General features: G+C 58.5%; 19 protein-coding genes, 1 tRNA gene and 1 pseudogene. 18 read left to right on the forward strand and 3 right to left on the reverse strand.

Features of this window, described 5'->3' with window-relative positions; genetic code table 11:
• Window positions 1-66 precede the first annotated feature (66 nt).
• The 8 genes from yidC to SIB73_RS08705 all read left to right on the forward strand — a co-directional run bounded on the left by yidC (window position 67) and on the right by SIB73_RS08705 (window position 8,588).
• A complete protein-coding gene (gene yidC, locus SIB73_RS08670) occupies window positions 67-1,206 on the forward strand; it encodes a membrane protein insertase YidC (protein WP_413405912.1) in 1,140 nt (379 codons plus the stop codon).
• A complete protein-coding gene (locus SIB73_RS08675) occupies window positions 1,203-1,751 on the forward strand; it encodes a YceD family protein (protein ID WP_413405910.1) in 549 nt (182 codons plus the stop codon). Before yidC ends, SIB73_RS08675 begins: the two co-directional genes overlap by 4 nt.
• Window positions 1,744-3,243 carry an AAA family ATPase gene (locus SIB73_RS08680; protein ID WP_413405908.1) on the forward strand — a complete coding sequence of 500 codons (1,500 nt, stop codon included), beginning with the start codon at window positions 1,744-1,746 and terminating at the stop codon, window positions 3,241-3,243. Before SIB73_RS08675 ends, SIB73_RS08680 begins: the two co-directional genes overlap by 8 nt.
• Before the next feature lie 72 nt (window positions 3,244-3,315).
• Entirely contained in the window at window positions 3,316-3,477 is a 162-nt protein-coding gene (locus tag SIB73_RS08685) for a hypothetical protein (protein WP_413405906.1), read from the forward strand.
• A gap of 59 nt (window positions 3,478-3,536) precedes the next feature.
• Window positions 3,537-4,814, forward strand: a complete 1,278-nt coding sequence (gene serS / locus SIB73_RS08690) for a serine--tRNA ligase (RefSeq protein WP_413405904.1) — start codon at window positions 3,537-3,539, stop codon at window positions 4,812-4,814.
• A 19-nt stretch (window positions 4,815-4,833) separates the two neighbouring features.
• Entirely contained in the window at window positions 4,834-5,916 is a 1,083-nt protein-coding gene (gene rseP, locus SIB73_RS08695; RefSeq protein WP_413405902.1) for an RIP metalloprotease RseP, read from the forward strand.
• A gap of 43 nt (window positions 5,917-5,959) precedes the next feature.
• Window positions 5,960-6,262 (forward strand): 30S ribosomal protein S14, encoded by a 303-nt coding sequence (gene rpsN / locus SIB73_RS08700; RefSeq protein WP_413405900.1) that lies wholly within the window; start codon window positions 5,960-5,962, stop codon window positions 6,260-6,262.
• A gap of 160 nt (window positions 6,263-6,422) precedes the next feature.
• On the forward strand, window positions 6,423-8,588 hold the full coding sequence (locus tag SIB73_RS08705) for a polyribonucleotide nucleotidyltransferase (protein WP_413405898.1): 2,166 nt from the start codon (window positions 6,423-6,425) through the stop codon (window positions 8,586-8,588).
• 9 nt (window positions 8,589-8,597) lie between these two features.
• Here the strand turns inward: SIB73_RS08705 and SIB73_RS08710 are convergent, their stop codons facing one another.
• A complete protein-coding gene (locus tag SIB73_RS08710) occupies window positions 8,598-9,515 on the reverse strand; it encodes a 3'(2'),5'-bisphosphate nucleotidase CysQ family protein (protein ID WP_413405895.1) in 918 nt (305 codons plus the stop codon).
• 24 nt (window positions 9,516-9,539) lie between these two features.
• Between SIB73_RS08710 and rsmI the strand changes: the two genes are divergently transcribed.
• Window positions 9,540-10,406 carry a 16S rRNA (cytidine(1402)-2'-O)-methyltransferase gene (rsmI, locus tag SIB73_RS08715; protein ID WP_413405893.1) on the forward strand — a complete coding sequence of 289 codons (867 nt, stop codon included), beginning with the start codon at window positions 9,540-9,542 and terminating at the stop codon, window positions 10,404-10,406.
• Window positions 10,407-10,430: 24 nt separating this feature from the next.
• Entirely contained in the window at window positions 10,431-10,658 is a 228-nt protein-coding gene (locus SIB73_RS08720; protein ID WP_413405892.1) for a hypothetical protein, read from the forward strand.
• A gap of 1 nt (window position 10,659) precedes the next feature.
• On the opposite strand, the gene SIB73_RS08725 is transcribed toward SIB73_RS08720, so the two are convergent.
• Entirely contained in the window at window positions 10,660-11,424 is a 765-nt protein-coding gene (locus tag SIB73_RS08725; RefSeq protein WP_413405890.1) for a helix-turn-helix domain-containing protein, read from the reverse strand.
• A gap of 67 nt (window positions 11,425-11,491) precedes the next feature.
• Between SIB73_RS08725 and SIB73_RS08730 the strand changes: the two genes are divergently transcribed.
• The 4 genes from SIB73_RS08730 (at window position 11,492) to SIB73_RS08745 (ending at window position 13,817) form a co-directional block, all read left to right on the forward strand.
• Window positions 11,492-11,565: transfer RNA gene (locus SIB73_RS08730), tRNA-Arg, on the forward strand.
• Between the two features lie 124 nt (window positions 11,566-11,689).
• Window positions 11,690-12,958, forward strand: coding sequence for a site-specific integrase (locus tag SIB73_RS08735; RefSeq protein ID WP_413405888.1), 1,269 nt, complete (start codon window positions 11,690-11,692; stop codon window positions 12,956-12,958).
• Between the two features lie 282 nt (window positions 12,959-13,240).
• Window positions 13,241-13,528, forward strand: coding sequence for a hypothetical protein (locus SIB73_RS08740; protein WP_413405886.1), 288 nt, complete (start codon window positions 13,241-13,243; stop codon window positions 13,526-13,528).
• A 16-nt stretch (window positions 13,529-13,544) separates the two neighbouring features.
• Window positions 13,545-13,817 (forward strand): hypothetical protein, encoded by a 273-nt coding sequence (locus tag SIB73_RS08745; protein WP_413405884.1) that lies wholly within the window; start codon window positions 13,545-13,547, stop codon window positions 13,815-13,817.
• Between the two features lie 662 nt (window positions 13,818-14,479).
• Here the strand turns inward: SIB73_RS08745 and SIB73_RS08750 are convergent.
• Entirely contained in the window at window positions 14,480-14,923 is a 444-nt protein-coding gene (locus SIB73_RS08750; RefSeq protein WP_413405882.1) for a hypothetical protein, read from the reverse strand.
• A 93-nt stretch (window positions 14,924-15,016) separates the two neighbouring features.
• Here SIB73_RS08750 and SIB73_RS08755 point away from each other — a divergent pair, with 93 nt between their 5' ends.
• The 4 genes and pseudogenes from SIB73_RS08755 (at window position 15,017) to SIB73_RS08770 (ending at window position 18,111) form a co-directional block, all read left to right on the forward strand.
• On the forward strand, window positions 15,017-15,619 hold the full coding sequence (locus tag SIB73_RS08755; RefSeq protein WP_413405881.1) for a hypothetical protein: 603 nt from the start codon (window positions 15,017-15,019) through the stop codon (window positions 15,617-15,619).
• Window positions 15,620-15,660: 41 nt separating this feature from the next.
• A pseudogene (locus SIB73_RS08760) lies at window positions 15,661-16,670 on the forward strand (VapE domain-containing protein).
• Between the two features lie 469 nt (window positions 16,671-17,139).
• Window positions 17,140-17,436, forward strand: a complete 297-nt coding sequence (locus tag SIB73_RS08765) for a hypothetical protein (RefSeq protein WP_413405879.1) — start codon at window positions 17,140-17,142, stop codon at window positions 17,434-17,436.
• Window positions 17,437-17,532: 96 nt separating this feature from the next.
• Window positions 17,533-18,111 carry a recombinase family protein gene (locus SIB73_RS08770; protein WP_413405877.1) on the forward strand — a complete coding sequence of 193 codons (579 nt, stop codon included), beginning with the start codon at window positions 17,533-17,535 and terminating at the stop codon, window positions 18,109-18,111.
• Window positions 18,112-18,118: the final 7 nt, after the last annotated feature.

Here is an 18,118-nt window from a genome sequence, read left to right on the forward strand (position 1 = left end):
GTCGCGCAACGGCATCGACGCTGTTGCACACTGGCATCACCCTTCACCGCCCATCGGAACGCCATCGTGATCGGTTACATCTCCGACAATCTGCTGCTGCCGATCCTGGATTTCTTCTATGGATTGGTGCCCAGCTATGGCCTCGCGATCGTGGCTCTCACGGTGGTGATTCGCCTGGCTCTGTTCCCGCTCAGCGCAGGATCGATCCGCAGTGCACGGCGCATGCGTATTGCCCAGCCCGTGATGCAGAAGCGGCAGGCTGAAATCAAGTCCCGCTATGCCAGCAACCCTCAGAAGCAGCAGGAAGAACTCGGCAAGTTGATGAAGGAGTTCGGCAGCCCCCTGGCCGGGTGCCTGCCGCTGCTGGTGCAGATGCCGATTCTGTTTGCGTTGTTCGCCACCCTGCGTGGGTCACCGTTCGCGGACGTTCCTTACACCCTCAATCTCAAGGTGCTGCCAGCGGAACAGATCGCGGCGGTTGAGCCCAAACCGTTCACGACGGCGAGTCACTCGATTTTTGTGACGGAAACCGATCACGTTCCAGTGATCGCAAGCCTCCCCGGTGGAACCAAGATCGGTACCGGTGAGAACGTTCAGATCCAGCTCCAGACCAAGAGCGGGGAGCCCTTCACGGACGTTCTCGACGATGTTGAGAACGGACGCTCCTTCCTGCCGGCCTGGACGGTCACCAAAGGCGAATCGATTGTTTCCGTCTCGGAAACAGGAGAGATCACAGCGCTCGCTCCCGGTGATGCCACCGTTGAAGGAAAGATCCCAGGCCTGGCAGCCCGCAGTGGCTTCCTGTTCATCAAGGCTCTCGGCCAGGTGGGCTTCTACACCGACGGGGCTGTCAACTGGGACATCGCGATCCTTGTTGGCTCCTTCGGACTGAGCCTGTTCATCTCCCAGCTGCTGTCGGGCATGGGCATGCCCGCCAATCCTCAGCAGTCCACTGCCAACAAAATCACCCCGGTGATGATCACAGGAATGTTCCTGTTCTTCCCACTGCCGGCCGGCGTTCTGCTCTACATGGTGATCGCCAACATCTTCCAGGCCGTGCAGACCTTCCTGCTGACTCGTGAGGCTCTGCCTGACAATCTGCAGGCCATCCTGGACGAACAGCTCAAGCAGCAACCCGAACCAGCTGCAGCCGGTGGAGTTGCTGGAAGCCGTTTGCCTTTCGAGCCAAAGGGCGGCAACAAATGATTCCCGGCCTTGAGCCGGTACCGCTCAGGGAGCTACAAGCTCTGGGAAGCCCCAGGGTCTGGTCTGTGGAGGGTCAACTCGACGAGATGCCAAGCCTCACCCCTGTGCGAGGCACCATCAGGGCTGAACATCTCGGCAATCTCCTGGAGGTTGAAGGGTCTGTGCAGACCATCATCTGCCTCCGCTGCGACCGCTGCCTCGGTCACTTCAACCAACAGCTCAGCGCTGTCTCCAGGGAACTGATCTGGCTGGGCACGGAACCCAGCGATGATCATCTCGCCCAGACAGGTCTTGATCCGACCTCACCCGAGGGGCTGATGGAGTGCCTGGACCCACGTGGTGACTTCGAACCGGAACGCTGGATTTACGAACAGCTGAGTCTGCAGATGTCAGTCGTCAATCGCTGTGGGGAGCATTGTCCTGGGATGCCGCAACAACCAGCGGATGGTGCTGCATCCCACGGAGAGAAAAGCCCTGACCCTCGCTGGCAGGCCCTGAAGGATCTGCAGTCGTCGATGCAACGCAACGGGACACACCATGACTGACAACTGGATCGCACAGCTGGATCTGCTGATCCGATCAGGCACACCGTTGATCTGGATCCGCAGCCATGAGGAGGAGCGCGTTGAAACGCTGCTGCGTCAGACCTCGGAGCGACTGCCCGATCGCACCCTGACCTGCTGGGATTTCGTGGGCGGCCTCAGCGGTGCTCTTGGCCAGGAACAGCTGGGTGCCCGTCAGCCCATGGCGGTGCTGCAGTGGCTGCAGGAACGCTCCCCGTCCAGTCCGACCCTTCTGCTGCTCAAGGATGTGCACCGGTTCTGTGAGGACCCGGGCATTGCCCGCATGCTTCGCAACCTTGCCAGCCAGCTGCGAACCACACCACACACCCTGATCGTGACCTGCGGGCAGTGGACACCACCGGCGGACCTTGACGAGGCCCTCACGCTGATGGACCTGCCCTTGCCCCAGGAGCAGGAGCTCAGAACACTGCTCGCCAACATCGCCAGGGCAAGCGGTCGAGCTCTGGAGGCTGATGTGCTGGAGGAACTCACCCATGCCTGCTGTGGTCTCAGTGAAGCCAGGGTGAGGCATGTGGCTGCTAAGGCGCTCGCACAACGTGGATCGCTGAGCCGCGAGGACCTGGTGGATGTGCTGGAGGAGAAACGACTGTCCCTTGCCCGCAGTGAAGTGCTGGAGTTCTGCCGGACGGATGCGACACCTGGCGACATCGGCGGGCTCGAAACCCTCAAGCACTGGCTTGACCAGCGACACCGAGCCTTCAATGACGATGCACGCCGTTTCGGACTTCCTCTCCCGAGAGGAGTGCTGCTCGTGGGTCCGCAGGGCACCGGCAAATCACTGACCGCCAGAGCCATTGCCCACAGCTGGTCGATGCCTCTGTTGCGACTTGATGTGGGACGCCTCTTCTCCGGGCTGGTTGGAGCCAGCGAAGCCAGAACCCGCGACATGATTCAGCGGGCGGAAGCGATGGCACCCTGCGTTCTCTGGATTGATGAGATCGACAAAGGCTTCGGCAATGACAGCCGCAGTGACGGCGGCACCAGTCAGCGGGTTCTGGCCACCGTTCTCACCTGGATGGCAGAGAAACGCTCTGCCGTGTTTGTGGTGGCGACGGCGAACGGCGTGGAGCGTTTACCGGCGGAACTTCTTCGCAAGGGCCGTTTCGATGAGATTTTCCTGCTGGATCTGCCTTCCAGGGATGAACGTCTGAGCATCCTCAGCCTTCACCTGCAACGCCGCCGCCCCGGCCTCAATCTGCCGCTGTCAACGGTGGTCGATCGCACGGACGGCTACTCCGGCGCCGAGTTGGAGCAGGTGGTGATTGAGGCGATGCACCTGGCGTTCGCCGAAATCCGTGAACTCACTGAAAGCGACATGATCCTGGCGGCTTCACAGCTTGTACCGCTTTCACGCACTGCAAGGGAACAGATGGAGAGCCTCAAGCAATGGGCCAGTGCCGGGCGGGCCAGGCCAGCATCATTGCGGGCCGTAACGAACCCTGACGCGGCGTAACAATCCATCCCCTCAACCCGAGACAGCCCCAGTCAGCCTCCGTAGGTTCCAGGAACCGCCGAAACACCGGACTTGAACCGTACCTCCGATATCACCACCCAGTTGGCAGCAGCCTGCCTTGGAGCCGGGGTGATCACCACGGTGGCCGTCGCTCAGGGTCAGAACCCTGTCACAGCCTTGGGAATCACTTTGTTCTCAGCTGTGGCTGCAGTGATGGTGGGCCAGGTTTTCTGAGGCAGGACAGAGCTCTGACAGCGGACGCCTAGGCTGCCGGCGCGATCATTCGAATCCCTGTGCTCGATCAGCGTCTGGTGCGAGATAACCCTGAGCTGATTGCCACACAGCTGGGACGCAGAGGCCTGAATGTCGATCTCAGCCCCCTTCAACAGATCGCTCAGCATCAAAGGGATCTTGAACAGCGGCGCAGCACCCTTCAGGCGGAGGGCAACCGCATCGGCAAGGACGTGGGCCAGAAGATCAAAGCCGGAGCTGACCCGAAAGGGGCCGAGGTCTCTGAACTGCGTCAACAGGGCAATTCCATCAAGCAGAAGGTGTCCGTCCTCGAGGACGAGGAAAAGGAACTGTCCTCCAGGTTGAAGACAGAGCTGCTCACCTTTCCGAACCTGCCTTCTGCGGACAGTCCTGATGGCAGGGATGAAACCGAGAACATCGAATTGCGCAGCTGGGGCGTCCCGCGGCAACAGGAAGGTCTCGAAGAACACTGGGCGATCGCAGACCGTCTCGGCCTCCTGGACAGCGAACGCTCAGTGCGCATAGCGCAGAGCCGGTTTGTGACTTTGTTTGGACAGGCCGCACGACTGGAGCGAGCTCTGGTCAACTTCATGCTCGATCTGCACGGCAACAAGGGATATCAGGAGGTGCTGCCACCGGTGCTGGTGAACAGTGCCAGTCTCACCGGATCAGGTCAGCTCCCGAAATTTGCCGAGGAGAGCTTCCGTTGCGCAGACGACGATCTCTGGCTGACGCCCACCGCGGAAGTTCCTGTCACCTCGCTGCATCGCGATGAAATCATTCCGATCGATCAGCTTCCTCTGAAGTATGTGGCTTACAGCCCATGCTTCCGCAGGGAAGCTGGAAGCTATGGCAGAGACACCCGTGGCCTGATTCGGTTGCACCAGTTCAACAAAGTCGAGTTGTACTGGTTCGTGCACCCTGACCACTCCGCTGAAGCTCACGAGCAGATCACAGCTGATGCTGAAGCGGTGCTTCAGGCCCTTGAACTCCCCTACCGGGTGCTCGAACTCTGCACAGGTGATCTGGGATTCTCGGCTTCACGCACTTACGACCTGGAGGTCTGGCTCGCAGGAGCCGGAGCGTACAGAGAGATTTCCAGCTGCAGCGTCTGCGGTGATTTCCAGGCGCGACGCTCCTCAATCCGAACCAAGGAAGGGAAAGTGACCAAGTTGGTTCACACGCTGAACGGCAGCGGTCTGGCGATCGGCCGCACCATGGCGGCATTGCTGGAAAACGGTCAGCAGTCGGACGGCAGTGTGTTGCTGCCCCAGGCGCTGGTGCCTTACTTCGGTGGAGACAGAATCCAGCCAGAATGAACGGATTGAAACGGTTTCCATGAACGTTCTGGCCTCACTGCTGGCTCTGGGGCTGCTGATCGTCATTCATGAAGCCGGGCATTTCTTCGCGGCCCGACTCCAGGGCATTCGTGTCAACGGTTTTTCAGTGGGATTTGGGCCTGCTCTGCTCAAAACCGAGCAGGGTGGCGTGACCTACGCGCTGCGGGCACTGCCTCTCGGTGGATTCGTTTCATTCCCCGAAGACGACGACGAAAGCGACATTCCCAAAGACGATCCGGATCTGCTGCGCAACAGACCGATTCCCCAGCAGATGCTCGTGATCAGCGCTGGCGTGCTGGCCAATCTGCTGCTGGCCTGGTTGGTTCTTGTCGGGCACACAGCCACCACCGGAGTTCCCGGGGAGCCAGGACCTGGTGTGATGGTGATGAGCGTGCAGGGAGGGGAACCGGCAGCTCTGTCGGGGCTCAAACCCGGCGATCGCATTCTGTCGATCGATGCGGTGGATCTTGGCCGTGGCGAGCCCGCCGTGCAGGCTGCGGTTGATCCCATCCGCAACAGCCCCGGCCAGCCACTCACACTTCAGGTGATTCGTGATGGTGTGCTGACGCCGCTTCAGCTCACACCTGCCGATCAACAGGGTGTGGGTCGTATCGGCGCTCAACTTCAGGAGGTGGTCAGCGGCTCCACCCGTCCTGTGCGCTCGCCGCTGGAGGCAGTCAGTGTGTCGAGCCAGCAGTTCAGCGGACTGTTCAGCAGAACGGTCTCCGGCTACGCGGGATTGTTCACCAATTTCGGCGCCACCGCCCAGCAGGTTTCAGGCCCTGTGAAGATTGTGGAGATGGGCGCGCAACTCTCGAGTCAGGGAGGCTCGGGTCTCGCCCTTTTTGTGGCCTTGATCTCCATCAATCTGGCAGTCCTCAACGCCCTGCCGCTGCCCCTGCTCGATGGCGGACAGCTGGTGTTTCTGCTGCTTGAGGGGCTGCGCGGACGTCCGCTGCCGGAACGGTTTCAGCTGGCTGTGATGCAGTCCAGTCTGCTGTTGGTGCTGGGCCTCAGTGTGCTGCTGATCGTGCGTGACACCAGCCAGCTCCCCGTGGTGCGTCAATTGATCGGCCAGTGAAACTGTATGGTTGCTGATTGAACTGCTCCTTTTCAACCGCTGCATGGCCAAGAAGTCGATGATCGCCCGTGACGCGAAGCGCAAGAAGATGGTTGAACGCTTCTCAGCCAAGCGCAATGCCCTGATGGCCGCCTTCAATGCAGCGGAAGACCCCATGAAGCGCCTCGAGATCCACCGCAAGATCCAGGCATTGCCCCGCAACAGTGCGCCTACCCGCATGCGTAACCGCTGCTGGGCCACAGGCAAGCCCAGAGGGGTCTATCGCGACTTCGGTCTCTGCCGTAATCAGCTTCGCGAGCGTGCCCACAAGGGTGAACTTCCCGGCGTCGTGAAATCAAGCTGGTGATTCACCGAGTCCTGAATCAAAAGTGATGCAGTCAAGGAGGTGTTTGAACACCTCCTTTTTTGATGGATGTCACAGGCCGAATCAAATTGGATTCAGTGGGATTGACGTTCCAATCCTGTGAAGTGCCAGAATCAACCTTGATAGAAAGACATAAACAACAGTGCAAGGTCAGACACAGTCGATCTCCTTTGACGGTCGGGAGATTCGGTTGACCACGGGGCGGTACGCCCCACAGGCCGGCGGCTCGGTGATGATCGAATGCGGTGACACTTCGGTACTGGTCACAGCCACCCAGTCCAAAGGACGGGAAGGCATCGATTTCCTTCCTCTCATCTGCGACTACGAAGAGCGTCTCTACGCAGCAGGGCGCATTCCGGGAAGTTTCATGCGCCGTGAGGGGAGACCTCCCGAGCGCGCCACACTGATCTGCCGCCTGATCGACAGGCCGATGCGGCCTCTCTTTCCCAGCTGGATGAGAGACGACATCCAGATCGTGGCCACCTGCATGTCTCTCGACGAACGTGTCCCTGCGGATGTCTTGTCGGTGACAGGCGCTTCCATGGCAACCCTGCTTGCTGGCATTCCTTTCCAGGGGCCGATGGCCGCGGTGCGGGTTGGCCTGCTGGGTGATGACTTCGTGCTCAACCCCAGCTTCCGTGAGATCGAACGCGGAGACCTCGATCTGGTCGTGGCCGGCACACCTGAAGGTGTGGTGATGGTTGAGGCTGGCGCCAATCAGCTGCCGGAAGGCGATGTGATTGAAGCGATCGACTTCGGATACGAAGCGGTCTGTGAACTGATCAAGGCACAGGAAACCATCCTCAAGGAGGCTGGAATTGAGCAGGTGAAACCGGAGGCTCCCAGCGAAGACACAACGCTTCCGGTGTATCTGGAGAAGGCTTGCAGCAAATCGATCGGTGAAGTGCTCAGCCAGTTCGACCAGAGCAAGGCCGAGCGCGACGAAAAGCTCGATGCCATCCGTGAGCAAACCGCTGAAACCATCGAGGGCCTCAAAGAGAGCGACCCGGTGCGCCAGCTTGTTTCAGGGAACGGCAAAGCACTGCCGACCAGCTTCAAAGCCCTGACCAAGAAGCTGATGCGTCAGCAGATTGTGAAGGACGGCAAGAGGGTCGACGGAAGAAGCCTGGATCAGGTGCGTCCGATCAGTGCAGCCGCCGGTGTTCTGCCCAAGCGGGTGCATGGTTCCGGTCTGTTCCAGCGCGGTCTCACTCAGGTGCTGTCGACCGCAACCCTTGGCACACCGAGTGATGCCCAGGAGATGGACGACCTCAACCCCAACACCGAGAAGACCTACCTTCACCATTACAACTTCCCTCCCTACTCGGTGGGTGAGACCAAGCCGATGCGCTCCCCCGGTCGGCGCGAAATCGGGCACGGTGCGCTGGCAGAGCGCGCCATCCTGCCCGTGCTGCCTGCGAAGGACACCTTCCCTTATGTGGTGAGGGTGGTGAGCGAGGTTCTCAGTTCCAACGGCTCCACCTCAATGGGTTCGGTGTGCGGCAGCACCCTGGCCCTGATGGATGCGGGCGTGCCTCTGAAAGCACCCGTCAGCGGTGCCGCCATGGGTCTGATCAAGGAGGGCAAGGAGGTCCGCATCCTCACCGACATCCAGGGCATCGAGGACTTCCTCGGCGACATGGACTTCAAGGTGGCGGGCACGGACAAGGGGATCACTGCCTTGCAGATGGACATGAAGATCACCGGCCTGGCGATCAACACGGTCGCAGAAGCAATCAATCAGGCACGTCCTGCCCGTCTCCACATCCTCGAGAAGATGCTCGAGGCGATTGACACCCCACGCGATGGCATGTCCCCCCATGCCCCTCGCCTGCTCAGCTTCCGAATTGATCCGGAACTGATCGGCACGGTGATCGGCCCTGGTGGACGCACCATCAAGGGGATCACCGAACGCACCAACACCAAGATCGACATCGAGGACAGCGGCATCGTCACCATTGCCTCCCATGACGGGGCGGCGGCTGATGAAGCTCAAAAAATCATCGAAGGTCTGACCCGCAAGGTGAACGAAGGCGAGGTGTTCAGTGGCTCCATCACCCGGATCATTCCGATCGGCGCCTTCGTGGAGATCCTGCCTGGCAAGGAGGGCATGATCCACATCTCCCAGCTTTCAGAGGCTCGTGTCGAGAAGGTGGAAGACGTGGTGAAGGTGGGCGATGAGGTCACCGTTCGCGTCCGCGAAATCGACAACCGCGGCCGCATCAACCTGACGCTGCGCGGTGTGCCTCAGAACGGCGAAGACGCTGAGCCCGAACCTGCTCCCACACCCGTTGCGCCCCTTTCCTGAGGGGTCGCCTCAGACCTGAAAACCAGGATCGATTGTCTCCATGGCCTGTGCCGCTCTCCGTTCGAGATCGGCATGGGCTTTTCCATGGCTGGCAATCAGACAACCGGCCTGACGCACATCGCCTGTGTTGTACGTGAGTGGACGACCGTCCGCATGGGTGAAAGCACCACCAGCTGCCAGCAACACGGCTTCTGGAGCCGCCATATCCCAGTCTTTCGGGGCACTCTTGCCTGATAGCGAGATGTAGAGATCAGTCTCCCCCCGAAGGATGGTGGCCACCTTGCATCCCACACTGCCGACAGCCTTGGAGCCGGCGAGGGGGAGAGCGGCGATCAGCCGCTCCAGGCGATCATCGCGATGACTGCGGCTCGCCACCATGATCAGTTCGCCCTCAGCGGAGCGGTGGCTGAAACCCACGGGGCTGCGAGCGCCGGTGCGGTTTTCACACCAGCTGCCATCACCCACCAGGCCGAACCAGAGTTCATCAGCCTCGGGAAGCAACACCACACCCAGCACCGGACGCTGCCCCCTCACCAGCGCCAGATGGACCGCATATTCACCAGTGCCTTGCAGGAAGTCCTTGGTGCCATCGAGAGGATCAAGAATCCACAGCCATTCGGCCGGCAACGGTTCGCCTGCGGTGAGCTGTTCCTTGGCTGTCTCCTCACTGAGCAAGGTCCAGCCTGCATCGGGGAATGCTGAACGCAGACCATCCAGAAGCCATTGATTCACGGCCAGATCCGCTGCAGACACCGGTCCCTCTCCACCATCGTCAACACTGAGAGCACGGGAAAAGCCATGGGGCGGCTGCTCGCCGCGGGCATAGGCCCGCAGAATGTCTGCGGCTCCCCAGCACAGAGGACGCAGGGCTTCAAGAAGGCGGTCCTGACTGATGCCGGCAGGCAGGCTCATCGAAGTCGGCATCATGGAGAAGGTCTTGGCGGAGCCATTGTGAAGCAACGCGCCGAACCGGAAGGTGGTGTTCTCTATCTGGTGGGCACACCGATCGGCCATCTGGGCGATCTTTCTCCGCGGGCACGGGCCCTGCTGATCGCCGTGGACACCATCGCCTGCGAAGACACCCGCCACAGCGGCCAGTTACTCACAGCCCTTGGCTCCAAAGCACGGCGCTGCAGCTTTCATCAACACAACTCCCAGGGAAGGATTCCTCAGTTTCTGGAGGAACTCGGCAATGGCCACAGCATCGCCGTGATCAGTGATGCAGGGCTGCCGGGCATCAGCGATCCAGGCGAAGATCTGGTGGCTGCCGCACGTCAGGCAGGCCATGCCGTGATCTGCATCCCGGGGCCCTGCGCAGCCACCACGGCACTGGTCAGCAGTGGCCTTCCCAGCGGCCGCTTTTGTTTTGAAGGATTTCTGCCGACCAAGGGGCGCGAACGCCGCGAACGACTGACAGCGGTGGTTGAGGAACAACGCACCACGGTGCTTTATGAGGCTCCGCACAGACTGGTGAAACTGCTGGAAGAGCTGCAGCAACTCTGCGGTGATCAGCGAGCCCTGCAGGTGACCCGCGAACTGACCAAGCGTCATGAACAACAGATAGGCCCCACGGTGATTGCGGCCCTGGAGCATTTTCAGAGGCATTCCCCTCAGGGTGAGTTCACCCTGGTGCTGGGCGGTGCATCCGAGCAGGAGCAGACCTGCCTGAGTGATGAGCAGTGCCTTGAGCAACTGTCAGCACGAATCGAACAGGGCATGAAACCGGCCGATGCGGCCAAGGATCTGGCCAGGATCGCCGGCCGATCACGACGTGAGCTCTACGCACTGCTGCATGCACAGCAGAACCAGGCAGACTGAGGGAAGATTCAAGGAATTCGCGGCATGTTGCTGCGCCTCAGGTTGCTGTTGATCACCCTTGGAGCTGGTTCAGCCTTGCTGGTGGTGCTTTGCCTTGGAGCGCAGAACCTCAGCGACCGCTACAGGCTGAACCTGGGTGTGGGCAGAACAGCCCCTCTTCCTGCAGGGTTCATTGTTGGCGTCAGCACGGTGCTGGGGGTGATCAGCGGCGGCAGCCTCGCGGCGGTGCTTATGCCACAGTCCCAACGGTGAATCAGCTGTCGAGTGAATACAAGGCGCCTTCGAGCACGAGGCGCGTGATTCCCCTGGCGAGCAGATGCCGTGATGTGCGCTCAAACACCTGGGTGTCGGGAACCTTGATCACACGCTGGCTGCGGCCGCACTGGCGCTTGGCAGAACGGGGACTGGAGTAAAGACACAGTGCCTGACGTGTGAGCTCCTCCGGATTGAGAACACCGAGTTCAGGGAACTCACTGAGCGGTTTTGGATCCAGTTCAACCGTTTTGTCGACGAGCATGTAGACGCTGTCGGGGAGGACACCGGAAGCGAAGGGAAGGCAGCTGACCTGCTCACGGCTCACCTGCGGCAGATCAACGGGCAGAACAGCGATTTCCTGGAACACATTGTCCGCTGAACCGTCAAAGCCGTCGTCATCGCTCACCTCATCAGCGTCGTCATCACCGAAGTCATCGGCATCTTCAAGAGCCAGGTTCGAAGGTCCTTCGTCCTCGACCGGCTGAGCGTCGGTGCTGACGGGAGCGCTTTCAGTGCCCGAACGACTTGCGCTGGAGGCATCCCCAGCAACAGAGGACTCAGGTGATGACGGCACAGAACCGGAACGGGCACGCGCTGACTTGAGTGCGTCGTAATCCTCCTGACTGAGAAGGGTGCGAACCGTGCGGCTGACGGTGTTCGGGCTGATGGCGTAGAAAGCAGCCAAAGCCGAACTAGACTCGCCGGCGCGGTAACGAGCCAAAAGCTCCTGCTTCTGACTGTCGGTAAGCCGGCTGGGTGCCATCGCAGGAATTGCGCAGCCACCAACCTTAAGCGCTGCAAGGAGGATTGGCTGCAACAATGGCGCCATTGCTCCCTTAGCTCAGCTGGATAGAGCAACTGCCTTCTAAGCAGTCGGTCGATGGTTCGAATCCATCAGGGGGCGTCAGCTACACCAAGGCTTCTCAGCCATCCTCGCCCGCCAGACGGCGGGCTTTTTATTGGCGGGACCACTACGGGACCACTTTCTGTGCCATGATTCTGGGAATGGTCCCGCTAAGCAGTAACTCATGGCGCTCGATTTCCGCCCCGTCCTCAAGGAATCAATCAAAAATTCAGGCGTTCCTCGAGGCTGGTCAGTCAGCGAGCACCGAGGGAAGGTGAAGCTTCGTGTTCGCGCTGGAGCCGGTGGCGCGGCTGCGTCATGGACAAAGACACTCCCGATCGCGTGGGAGGTGGGCTGCATCGGCCCCGTGACCGACACCTTGGCCAGCCTCTACAAAGCGACTCAAAGCGACCCGCCGAAGTCCCTGGCGGAGGCCTGGGCCGAGCTCCACCCAGAAGATGCCGACGAGGAACCTGCCTTAGGAATCCCCTCCACAATCAGCGGAATCAACTGGCAGGCGATCGCCGCAGCCCACTACCGAGATCGGCAGCAAAACGGCAAACAGGTCAGCGACAAGACCATGGTTCTGGAGCGCACCTATTGCGACCAGGCGGTGAAGCTGCTGGCCAGTCCCAAGTCACCTGCAACTCCCTACAAACTGATCGATGCCACTATCACCACCGGCGGCTGGAGCGACAAACCACGCGCCAGGCAGCAGTGCGTCGGGGCTGTCACCCGGATGCTGACCTACGCCGTGGCGCATGAAGGTTTGAGTGGTGAGTGGATCATTTCCCAGCACCAAAAGTTGATGCTGGCCGGTAATGGCAAAGCGAAGGATGAACGCGAGGTTGCGATCCTCAGCGACATTCAGATCCTCGAACTGCTGGATGCTGCTCCCACAGAAACCTGGCGCAACGTCCTGCTGGTGATGGCCGTCTATGGGTTGAGGCCTGAGGAGTTAATGCACCTGCAGCCAAAGGTGAACCCCACCACCGGCAAGCTCCAGCTCTGGTGCAGCTACAGAAAGGCTGCTGGCGGCCGCACCACCAAGACTGAAACCAAGCCACGCTGGCTCCAGGCCATCCCGCTGCAGGGTCCTGATGGTGAGGACTACCCCGCAGGGGACTTGGCAGCACAGATTGATGCTGGCCTGATGCCATTCCCACCACTCAAGGAACGTGGCGCGGCAGTGGCGCAGTACCTGGGGCGACTGAAGCTCTGGAAGGAAATGGCAAAGGCGTTTGAAGAGCAGGGCAAATGGCTGCGGCCCTATTCCTTCCGGAACACCTATTCGACCCGTGGGCATCTCCGCGGCATTCCAGGGGCATCAATGGCACTGGCCATGGGGCACAGCGACAAGACCCATTCCGCGCACTACGTGACAGCAACCGAGGAAACAACGGCAGAGATCTTCGATCGAATCCTGGGGTCGGCTGATGCAACCGACTTGTGACGACTGCCGAGGCGACGACGAGGGCGTTTGGAGAGGACGCCGCGATGAAGGCTCCGCCAAAGATTGACCCCAGTTGACTGGCGCTACATGTGGTCAGAGGGCTGCCAAAACAGTCCTACCCCTCTAGATCTTGTGCCAGGGCTGTAAAGGCGCCCCTATAATCCGACCAACACAACGGAGTTGTAGGCGATCCCTGCTTCCTGAGTGCGAACACTATTCGTAGAAATTCGGTTGTCCACTCAGCTGATTTCTCCTCCTCGAAGAAGACCCCCTCTACAGGGGTTGGAACATTTTTGTCCTCCCTCAGGAATCTCTCTCAGTTACGCACTGGAGCTTGCCTGGCGTTGGCGAGACGACGGTGTTCTGCCAGCAGGGCCTGACATTCACGCTCACAAACCTCCCCAGGCTGTGATGCAGGAAATGGTGAGGCTTGATCCAATCGCTGCAGGCATCCTTCGCCAGCAGCGTGAAGAGATCATCCGGGATGGGAAAGAAGGGGTGACCCACCGCTTTATTGACCGGGTTCTGAAGCTGATCGCCAATCAATACGGATGGCCTGAGCAGGACTAGGTCCTGTTGACGACTAATGGCTTTCACAGCATCCACTCGCGATGTGATGCAGCAGCTTGGTGTCCTTGACCCCAAGACCTTGCATCGTCGTCGTGATCTCTACAACGACAAGTCGATTCACCCTGATCGCAAGATCTTCAAGTTCGGTGTTCACTATGTCCGAAAATCTCCAACCAGCACCCAGGTGGTTTGGGATCTCGAGCTAACTCGCAACGCTTGGCTTTCAGCTACTCAGGCTTTCGCTCTTGAACATGGAGCTGATTGGGTGATCCGAGAATTGAGGAATTAGCTCTTCAGGCAATAGTCGCCATCTGATTAATCACCGCGGGGCGGCTATTTGCATTGGAATGGCTAATTAATCCGCTGGCTAGCTATTTCCATGCCCTATGAAGTTTGACTCATGGGGAAGCGCAGGGCGCCCCTGGCGCGGATGAGCGGAATTAGGAAAATTCTGGCCTCCATAGAATTTTTTTAAGCCCACTTTTGCACCATCACTATCGAAAAATGACTATCCCCACGATCACTGATCAAAGCGTGGAGAGGGAACAAATCACGGTCAAATTTCGGCCGGGTACCAAGATTTTTCTAGAGAACTATCGCCGTGTTCATGGCTTGCGTTCTCACGCAGCTGCACTGCGGCAGATCGTATTTCACGCTTCTGGTGAATTTGATCTGCAGCTACTACACGGCGAAATCTGATCGCAAGGGGATTCAGCCACGCCGCCAAGCAAACGGCTGGATCCCTGTGACATTCACAACTGCCCAATGAACAGCTATGGAATGGACCAAATTTACACAGACCTCATCGAAGTGCGCCAGAGCAGATGCAGCGGCAATCGTCGATGACTGGTTTCCAAAGTTCAATCAGCAGGCTTCCCGAAGAGTTGACCAGCTGCTGATTCGAGCAGATCAAGCCGAAGCGCCTTGGTGGGAGGTCTGGTTGTGACTCAATCAATTCCCAAGCCACGCCCCTTCAGTCAGCCTGAAGATGAATTGCGGCTCGATGGTGAGCAGGTGGTTGAGTTTCTCAATCGCCTCGGGCGTGATCGGCAGACGGTTCGGATGAGGACATTTGCTCCGACCGGCACGCCGAGGAAACACGATCTCAACAGTGACGAGGCCCTTCGTTGGCAGAGGGATCTGAAACAAGGTGTTTACGTCGTCGTGAATCCTGGCGGCGACACCGACCAAGAGATCACTGAATGTGTTGCCCTGTTCTGCGAATGGGATGACAAGCCGATCGAATGGCAGACCACTGCCTGGAAGCATCTCGATCTGCCTGAGCCCACGATCCAGATCGAATCGGGCGGCAAGTCGGTTCACAACTATTGGGTTTTTGAAAATCCGATCGATCCAGGCACCTTCCGCAATCTCCAAAAACGCCTGATCGCTCATGCCGATTCGGATCCAACGCTGACAAACCCCTCACAGTGCATGAGACTTCCCGGCTGCTGGCACTTCGACAAACAGACCAAACAGCGCAACCGGATGACCCAGATCATCCACACCTCAGAGACACGGATCACTGCTGAACAGATGGATCAGCTGTTGCCCAGTAAGGCAGCAATTCATCAGAGCGAAGAGATTCGCAGCCAGCCCAGTTCAAATTCCGACTTCGAGCCTCGGTCTTTTGATGAGATCCGCAAAGCACTCGATTGCATCCCGCCACGGGTACCCGGGACGGGAGCCTTTTTCCAATATCGAAATGCTCTCTGGGGCCTTCAGTGTGCTCTGAAAGAGATCGGGTGCGATCCAGCAGAAGCCATCAATCTGTTTCGTGATCACAGTCCTGAATGGCGTGATGTTGATCAGGTCGCTGGTTTTGACCATTCACAAATGAGCGCCGGTTCGTTCTGGTGGTTCGCAGGCCAGCACGGTTATGACCTCAGCCTTTCAGATCAATCTCAGCCGAAACGAAAGCGGACGCCACCAATCCCAGAGGGGAAGACCATTGATGAGCTGACCATTGATGAAATCCTCGGCCCGAAAAATGGCGACACGTTGCGGAAACCCGTATCGATCGATTGCGCAAGTTTTTCGAGAAGGCCTACCGCCCAAGATTCAATGAACTTACCCAAGACATCGAAATAGATGGCAAGGGCCTTGACTCAGCCGATTGCACGACTTTTTACATGCGTGTTGGTGAGGATCATCAGGTTGAACTCAGCAAAGAAAGGGCTCTTGATGCTCTTTTATATGCTGCAATCAAGGATAAGTATCACCCCGTCCGTGATTATCTCAATGGCCTTTCTTCAAAATGTTCGCCATTGGATGATGATGACTGGCAATTAATCGCACATACGATTTTTGGCTCTAATGATGTCAACGCAAATTTGTTTTTGCAGCGGCAGCTAATTGGCCTGGTGGCTCGCGTAATGGACCCTGGCTGCAAGTTTGACACTGCTCTAGAGATTCACTCTCGTGAGCAAGGACTTAAGAAGTCGGAGTTTTGGTCAGTCCTGGGTGGCGAACGGTTCAGCGACAGCCTCGGATCGCTCAAACAGGTCAAAGAGGATCAGATGATCCTTCATCGTGCATGGATCCACGAATGGTCGGAGATTGATCATGTGTTCGGAAGGACCGCTGCAGAAGAACTAAAAAGCTTTCTCTCCAGAAAGGAAGATCATTTCAGGCCCCCTACGGCAGAAAGCCAGATTCATTCCCTCGTCAGTGCGGCATTGTTGGAACCACCAACCGGCGGGACTTCATCAAAGACCCCACCGGCAATCGACGATTCCCTTGCTTCACTGCGACCAAAGTCGTTGATATTGACTGGGTCAAAGCCAACCGTGACTCAATCTGGCTTCGTGCGCTCAACGAGTTCAAAAACAGCACCCGCTATTGGTATGAACACGCCGAGTTAGATCTCCTTAATCAAACCGCTCAAAATTACAGTCCTGAAAATTCCTTCATTGAGGCTCTAGAGCCTTACGTCGAAGGTTTGACAGAGGTGAATATCCCGACAATCTGCAATTCAATCCCAGGCTGGACTGAATTTCATAAAAATGGCCGAGATCGATCAGCCATTGTTAAAGCTCTAAATCAACTCGGTTTTGAACGTTCAGAAAAAAAGATCTCCGTTAGGGGCCTTCGCGGAATCCCTGACAGCCGTCCTGAGGTCTACAAAAGGATCCGCCATTAGGCCCTGATCCCACCATTTCGGCTGACACTTGGCTGACACCTCAAAACAGTCACCCGGCTGACACCTGACACCTCGCCGACACCTTCACCGACACCCCTAAACACGTTGCAGGGCAACCGCTTTCAGCAAACTGTCAGTAGTGTCAGTCAAAAACACATAAAAAAATCCGTGGGGGGGGGGTTGGCACAAAAACAGCTGCCATACCCCCACCCTTTATTAAGGAATCTCGACTGACAGCTGACACCCCCTCTCAACACTGTTTGCCATGCCGAGAATGGGGTCAAACATCGTCAAATCCATGCCCGCTGGATTGCAAGCAAGGCGAAGAGCCGCTGAACGAAAAAACCAAGCATTTCAGCTTTATTGCTCAGGTGTTCGATTGGTTGATATCGGCGAACAACTTGGAATTAGCGCATCAGTCGCTTCTCGAATGGTGAGAAGAGCAGCAGCTGAACAACCTGCTGCGGGGATGACACCTCAGGAACGATCAGGCCTGGCCATGGAGTTATTGATGACGGCTCATGGTGATGTTCGGCAGGAGTTAGCAGCAGCTCGCGCCCAGGGCCGCACCGACGAAGTTCGATCACTGCTGGCGATCCAGAGCCTCAGCGCCAGTCGTTGCGCCCGTGTCCTGGAGGCTCAGCCGGAGGCTGTGGTGCAGACGGGGCCGACGTTCAACCTGGCAGCGTTCCAACAGCTCACCGGTGGTGGTGAACAGCAGCAGCTGCCGGTGGAGCCTGTTGAGGTGAAGGTCGAGGCCAGCTGATCCGCTGTGCCGTTAGTCAACACTTGCGGCATGCCATTCAGCAAACCGTCAACACTCGGATCTGCTTGTGCCGTAAGTGGGTGCCACAATGTTGATATGGCAAGCACGATTGGTTACGCCCGGTGTTCGACCACCGGCCAGGATCTGACCCTTCAGCGGCAGGCGTTGACCGATGCCGGCGTTGATCAGCTGTTCTCCGAACACATCAGCGGCGCTGCTCCCTATGCCAAGCGAGTGGAGCTGCAGGCTGCAATCGCCGCATGCTCACCCGGAGATGTGTTGGTTGTCGCCAAGCTCGACCGCCTGGGCAGGTCCATGGAGGACTGCGTCTCCCGTGTTGCTGAGTTGCTAGATCAGGGCATTCACGTCCGCACCCTCGACAAGCGGGTGGATACGAAGGGCCTGGGGAAGATGGCAAAGATGGTGGTCGGGATTTTGGCTGCTGCTGCCGAGATCGAACGCGAGCTGATCTGGGAGCGAACCCAGGAAGGCATCAGGGAGGCCAGGGCCAAGGGAGTGCCGTTTGGTCCGAAGCGGAAGTGGTCCGATGATGAGCAGGGTTTGGTGCTGCAGCTGCGATCAGAGGGCAAGAGCTATGGAGCGATCAGCAAAGCCACCGGCAAAACGATCAGCACCATCAGGCGCATGCTGGCCAGAGCTGAGGTAGCGGCATGATCCGGCT

The sequence above is a fragment of the Synechococcus sp. MIT S9509 genome, assembly GCF_047303035.1.
Classification (GTDB): Bacteria; Cyanobacteriota; Cyanobacteriia; order PCC-6307; family Cyanobiaceae; genus Synechococcus_C.

Excerpts from the sequence above, each read along its gene's own strand:
- SIB73_RS08680 (WP_413405908.1), top strand. The coding sequence starts at position 1,744 with ATGACTGACAACTGGATCGCACAGCTGGATCTGCTGATCCGATCAGGC.
- SIB73_RS08725 (WP_413405890.1), bottom strand. The coding sequence starts at position 11,424 with ATGGCACCCAGCCGGCTTACCGACAGTCAGAAGCAGGAGCTTTTGGCT.
- SIB73_RS08770 (WP_413405877.1), top strand. The coding sequence starts at position 17,533 with ATGGCAAGCACGATTGGTTACGCCCGGTGTTCGACCACCGGCCAGGAT.
- SIB73_RS08735 (WP_413405888.1), top strand. The coding sequence starts at position 11,690 with ATGGCGCTCGATTTCCGCCCCGTCCTCAAGGAATCAATCAAAAATTCA.
- SIB73_RS08755 (WP_413405881.1), top strand. The coding sequence starts at position 15,017 with ATGACCCAGATCATCCACACCTCAGAGACACGGATCACTGCTGAACAG.
- SIB73_RS08765 (WP_413405879.1), top strand. The coding sequence starts at position 17,140 with ATGACACCTCAGGAACGATCAGGCCTGGCCATGGAGTTATTGATGACG.
- SIB73_RS08745 (WP_413405884.1), top strand. The coding sequence starts at position 13,545 with ATGGCTTTCACAGCATCCACTCGCGATGTGATGCAGCAGCTTGGTGTC.
- rseP (WP_413405902.1), top strand. The coding sequence starts at position 4,834 with ATGAACGTTCTGGCCTCACTGCTGGCTCTGGGGCTGCTGATCGTCATT.
- rpsN (WP_413405900.1), top strand. The coding sequence starts at position 5,960 with ATGGCCAAGAAGTCGATGATCGCCCGTGACGCGAAGCGCAAGAAGATG.
- SIB73_RS08720 (WP_413405892.1), top strand. The coding sequence starts at position 10,431 with ATGTTGCTGCGCCTCAGGTTGCTGTTGATCACCCTTGGAGCTGGTTCA.
- SIB73_RS08675 (WP_413405910.1), top strand. The coding sequence starts at position 1,203 with ATGATTCCCGGCCTTGAGCCGGTACCGCTCAGGGAGCTACAAGCTCTG.
- SIB73_RS08710 (WP_413405895.1), bottom strand. The coding sequence starts at position 9,515 with ATGATGCCGACTTCGATGAGCCTGCCTGCCGGCATCAGTCAGGACCGC.
- SIB73_RS08750 (WP_413405882.1), bottom strand. The coding sequence starts at position 14,923 with ATGAGCGATCAGGCGTTTTTGGAGATTGCGGAAGGTGCCTGGATCGAT.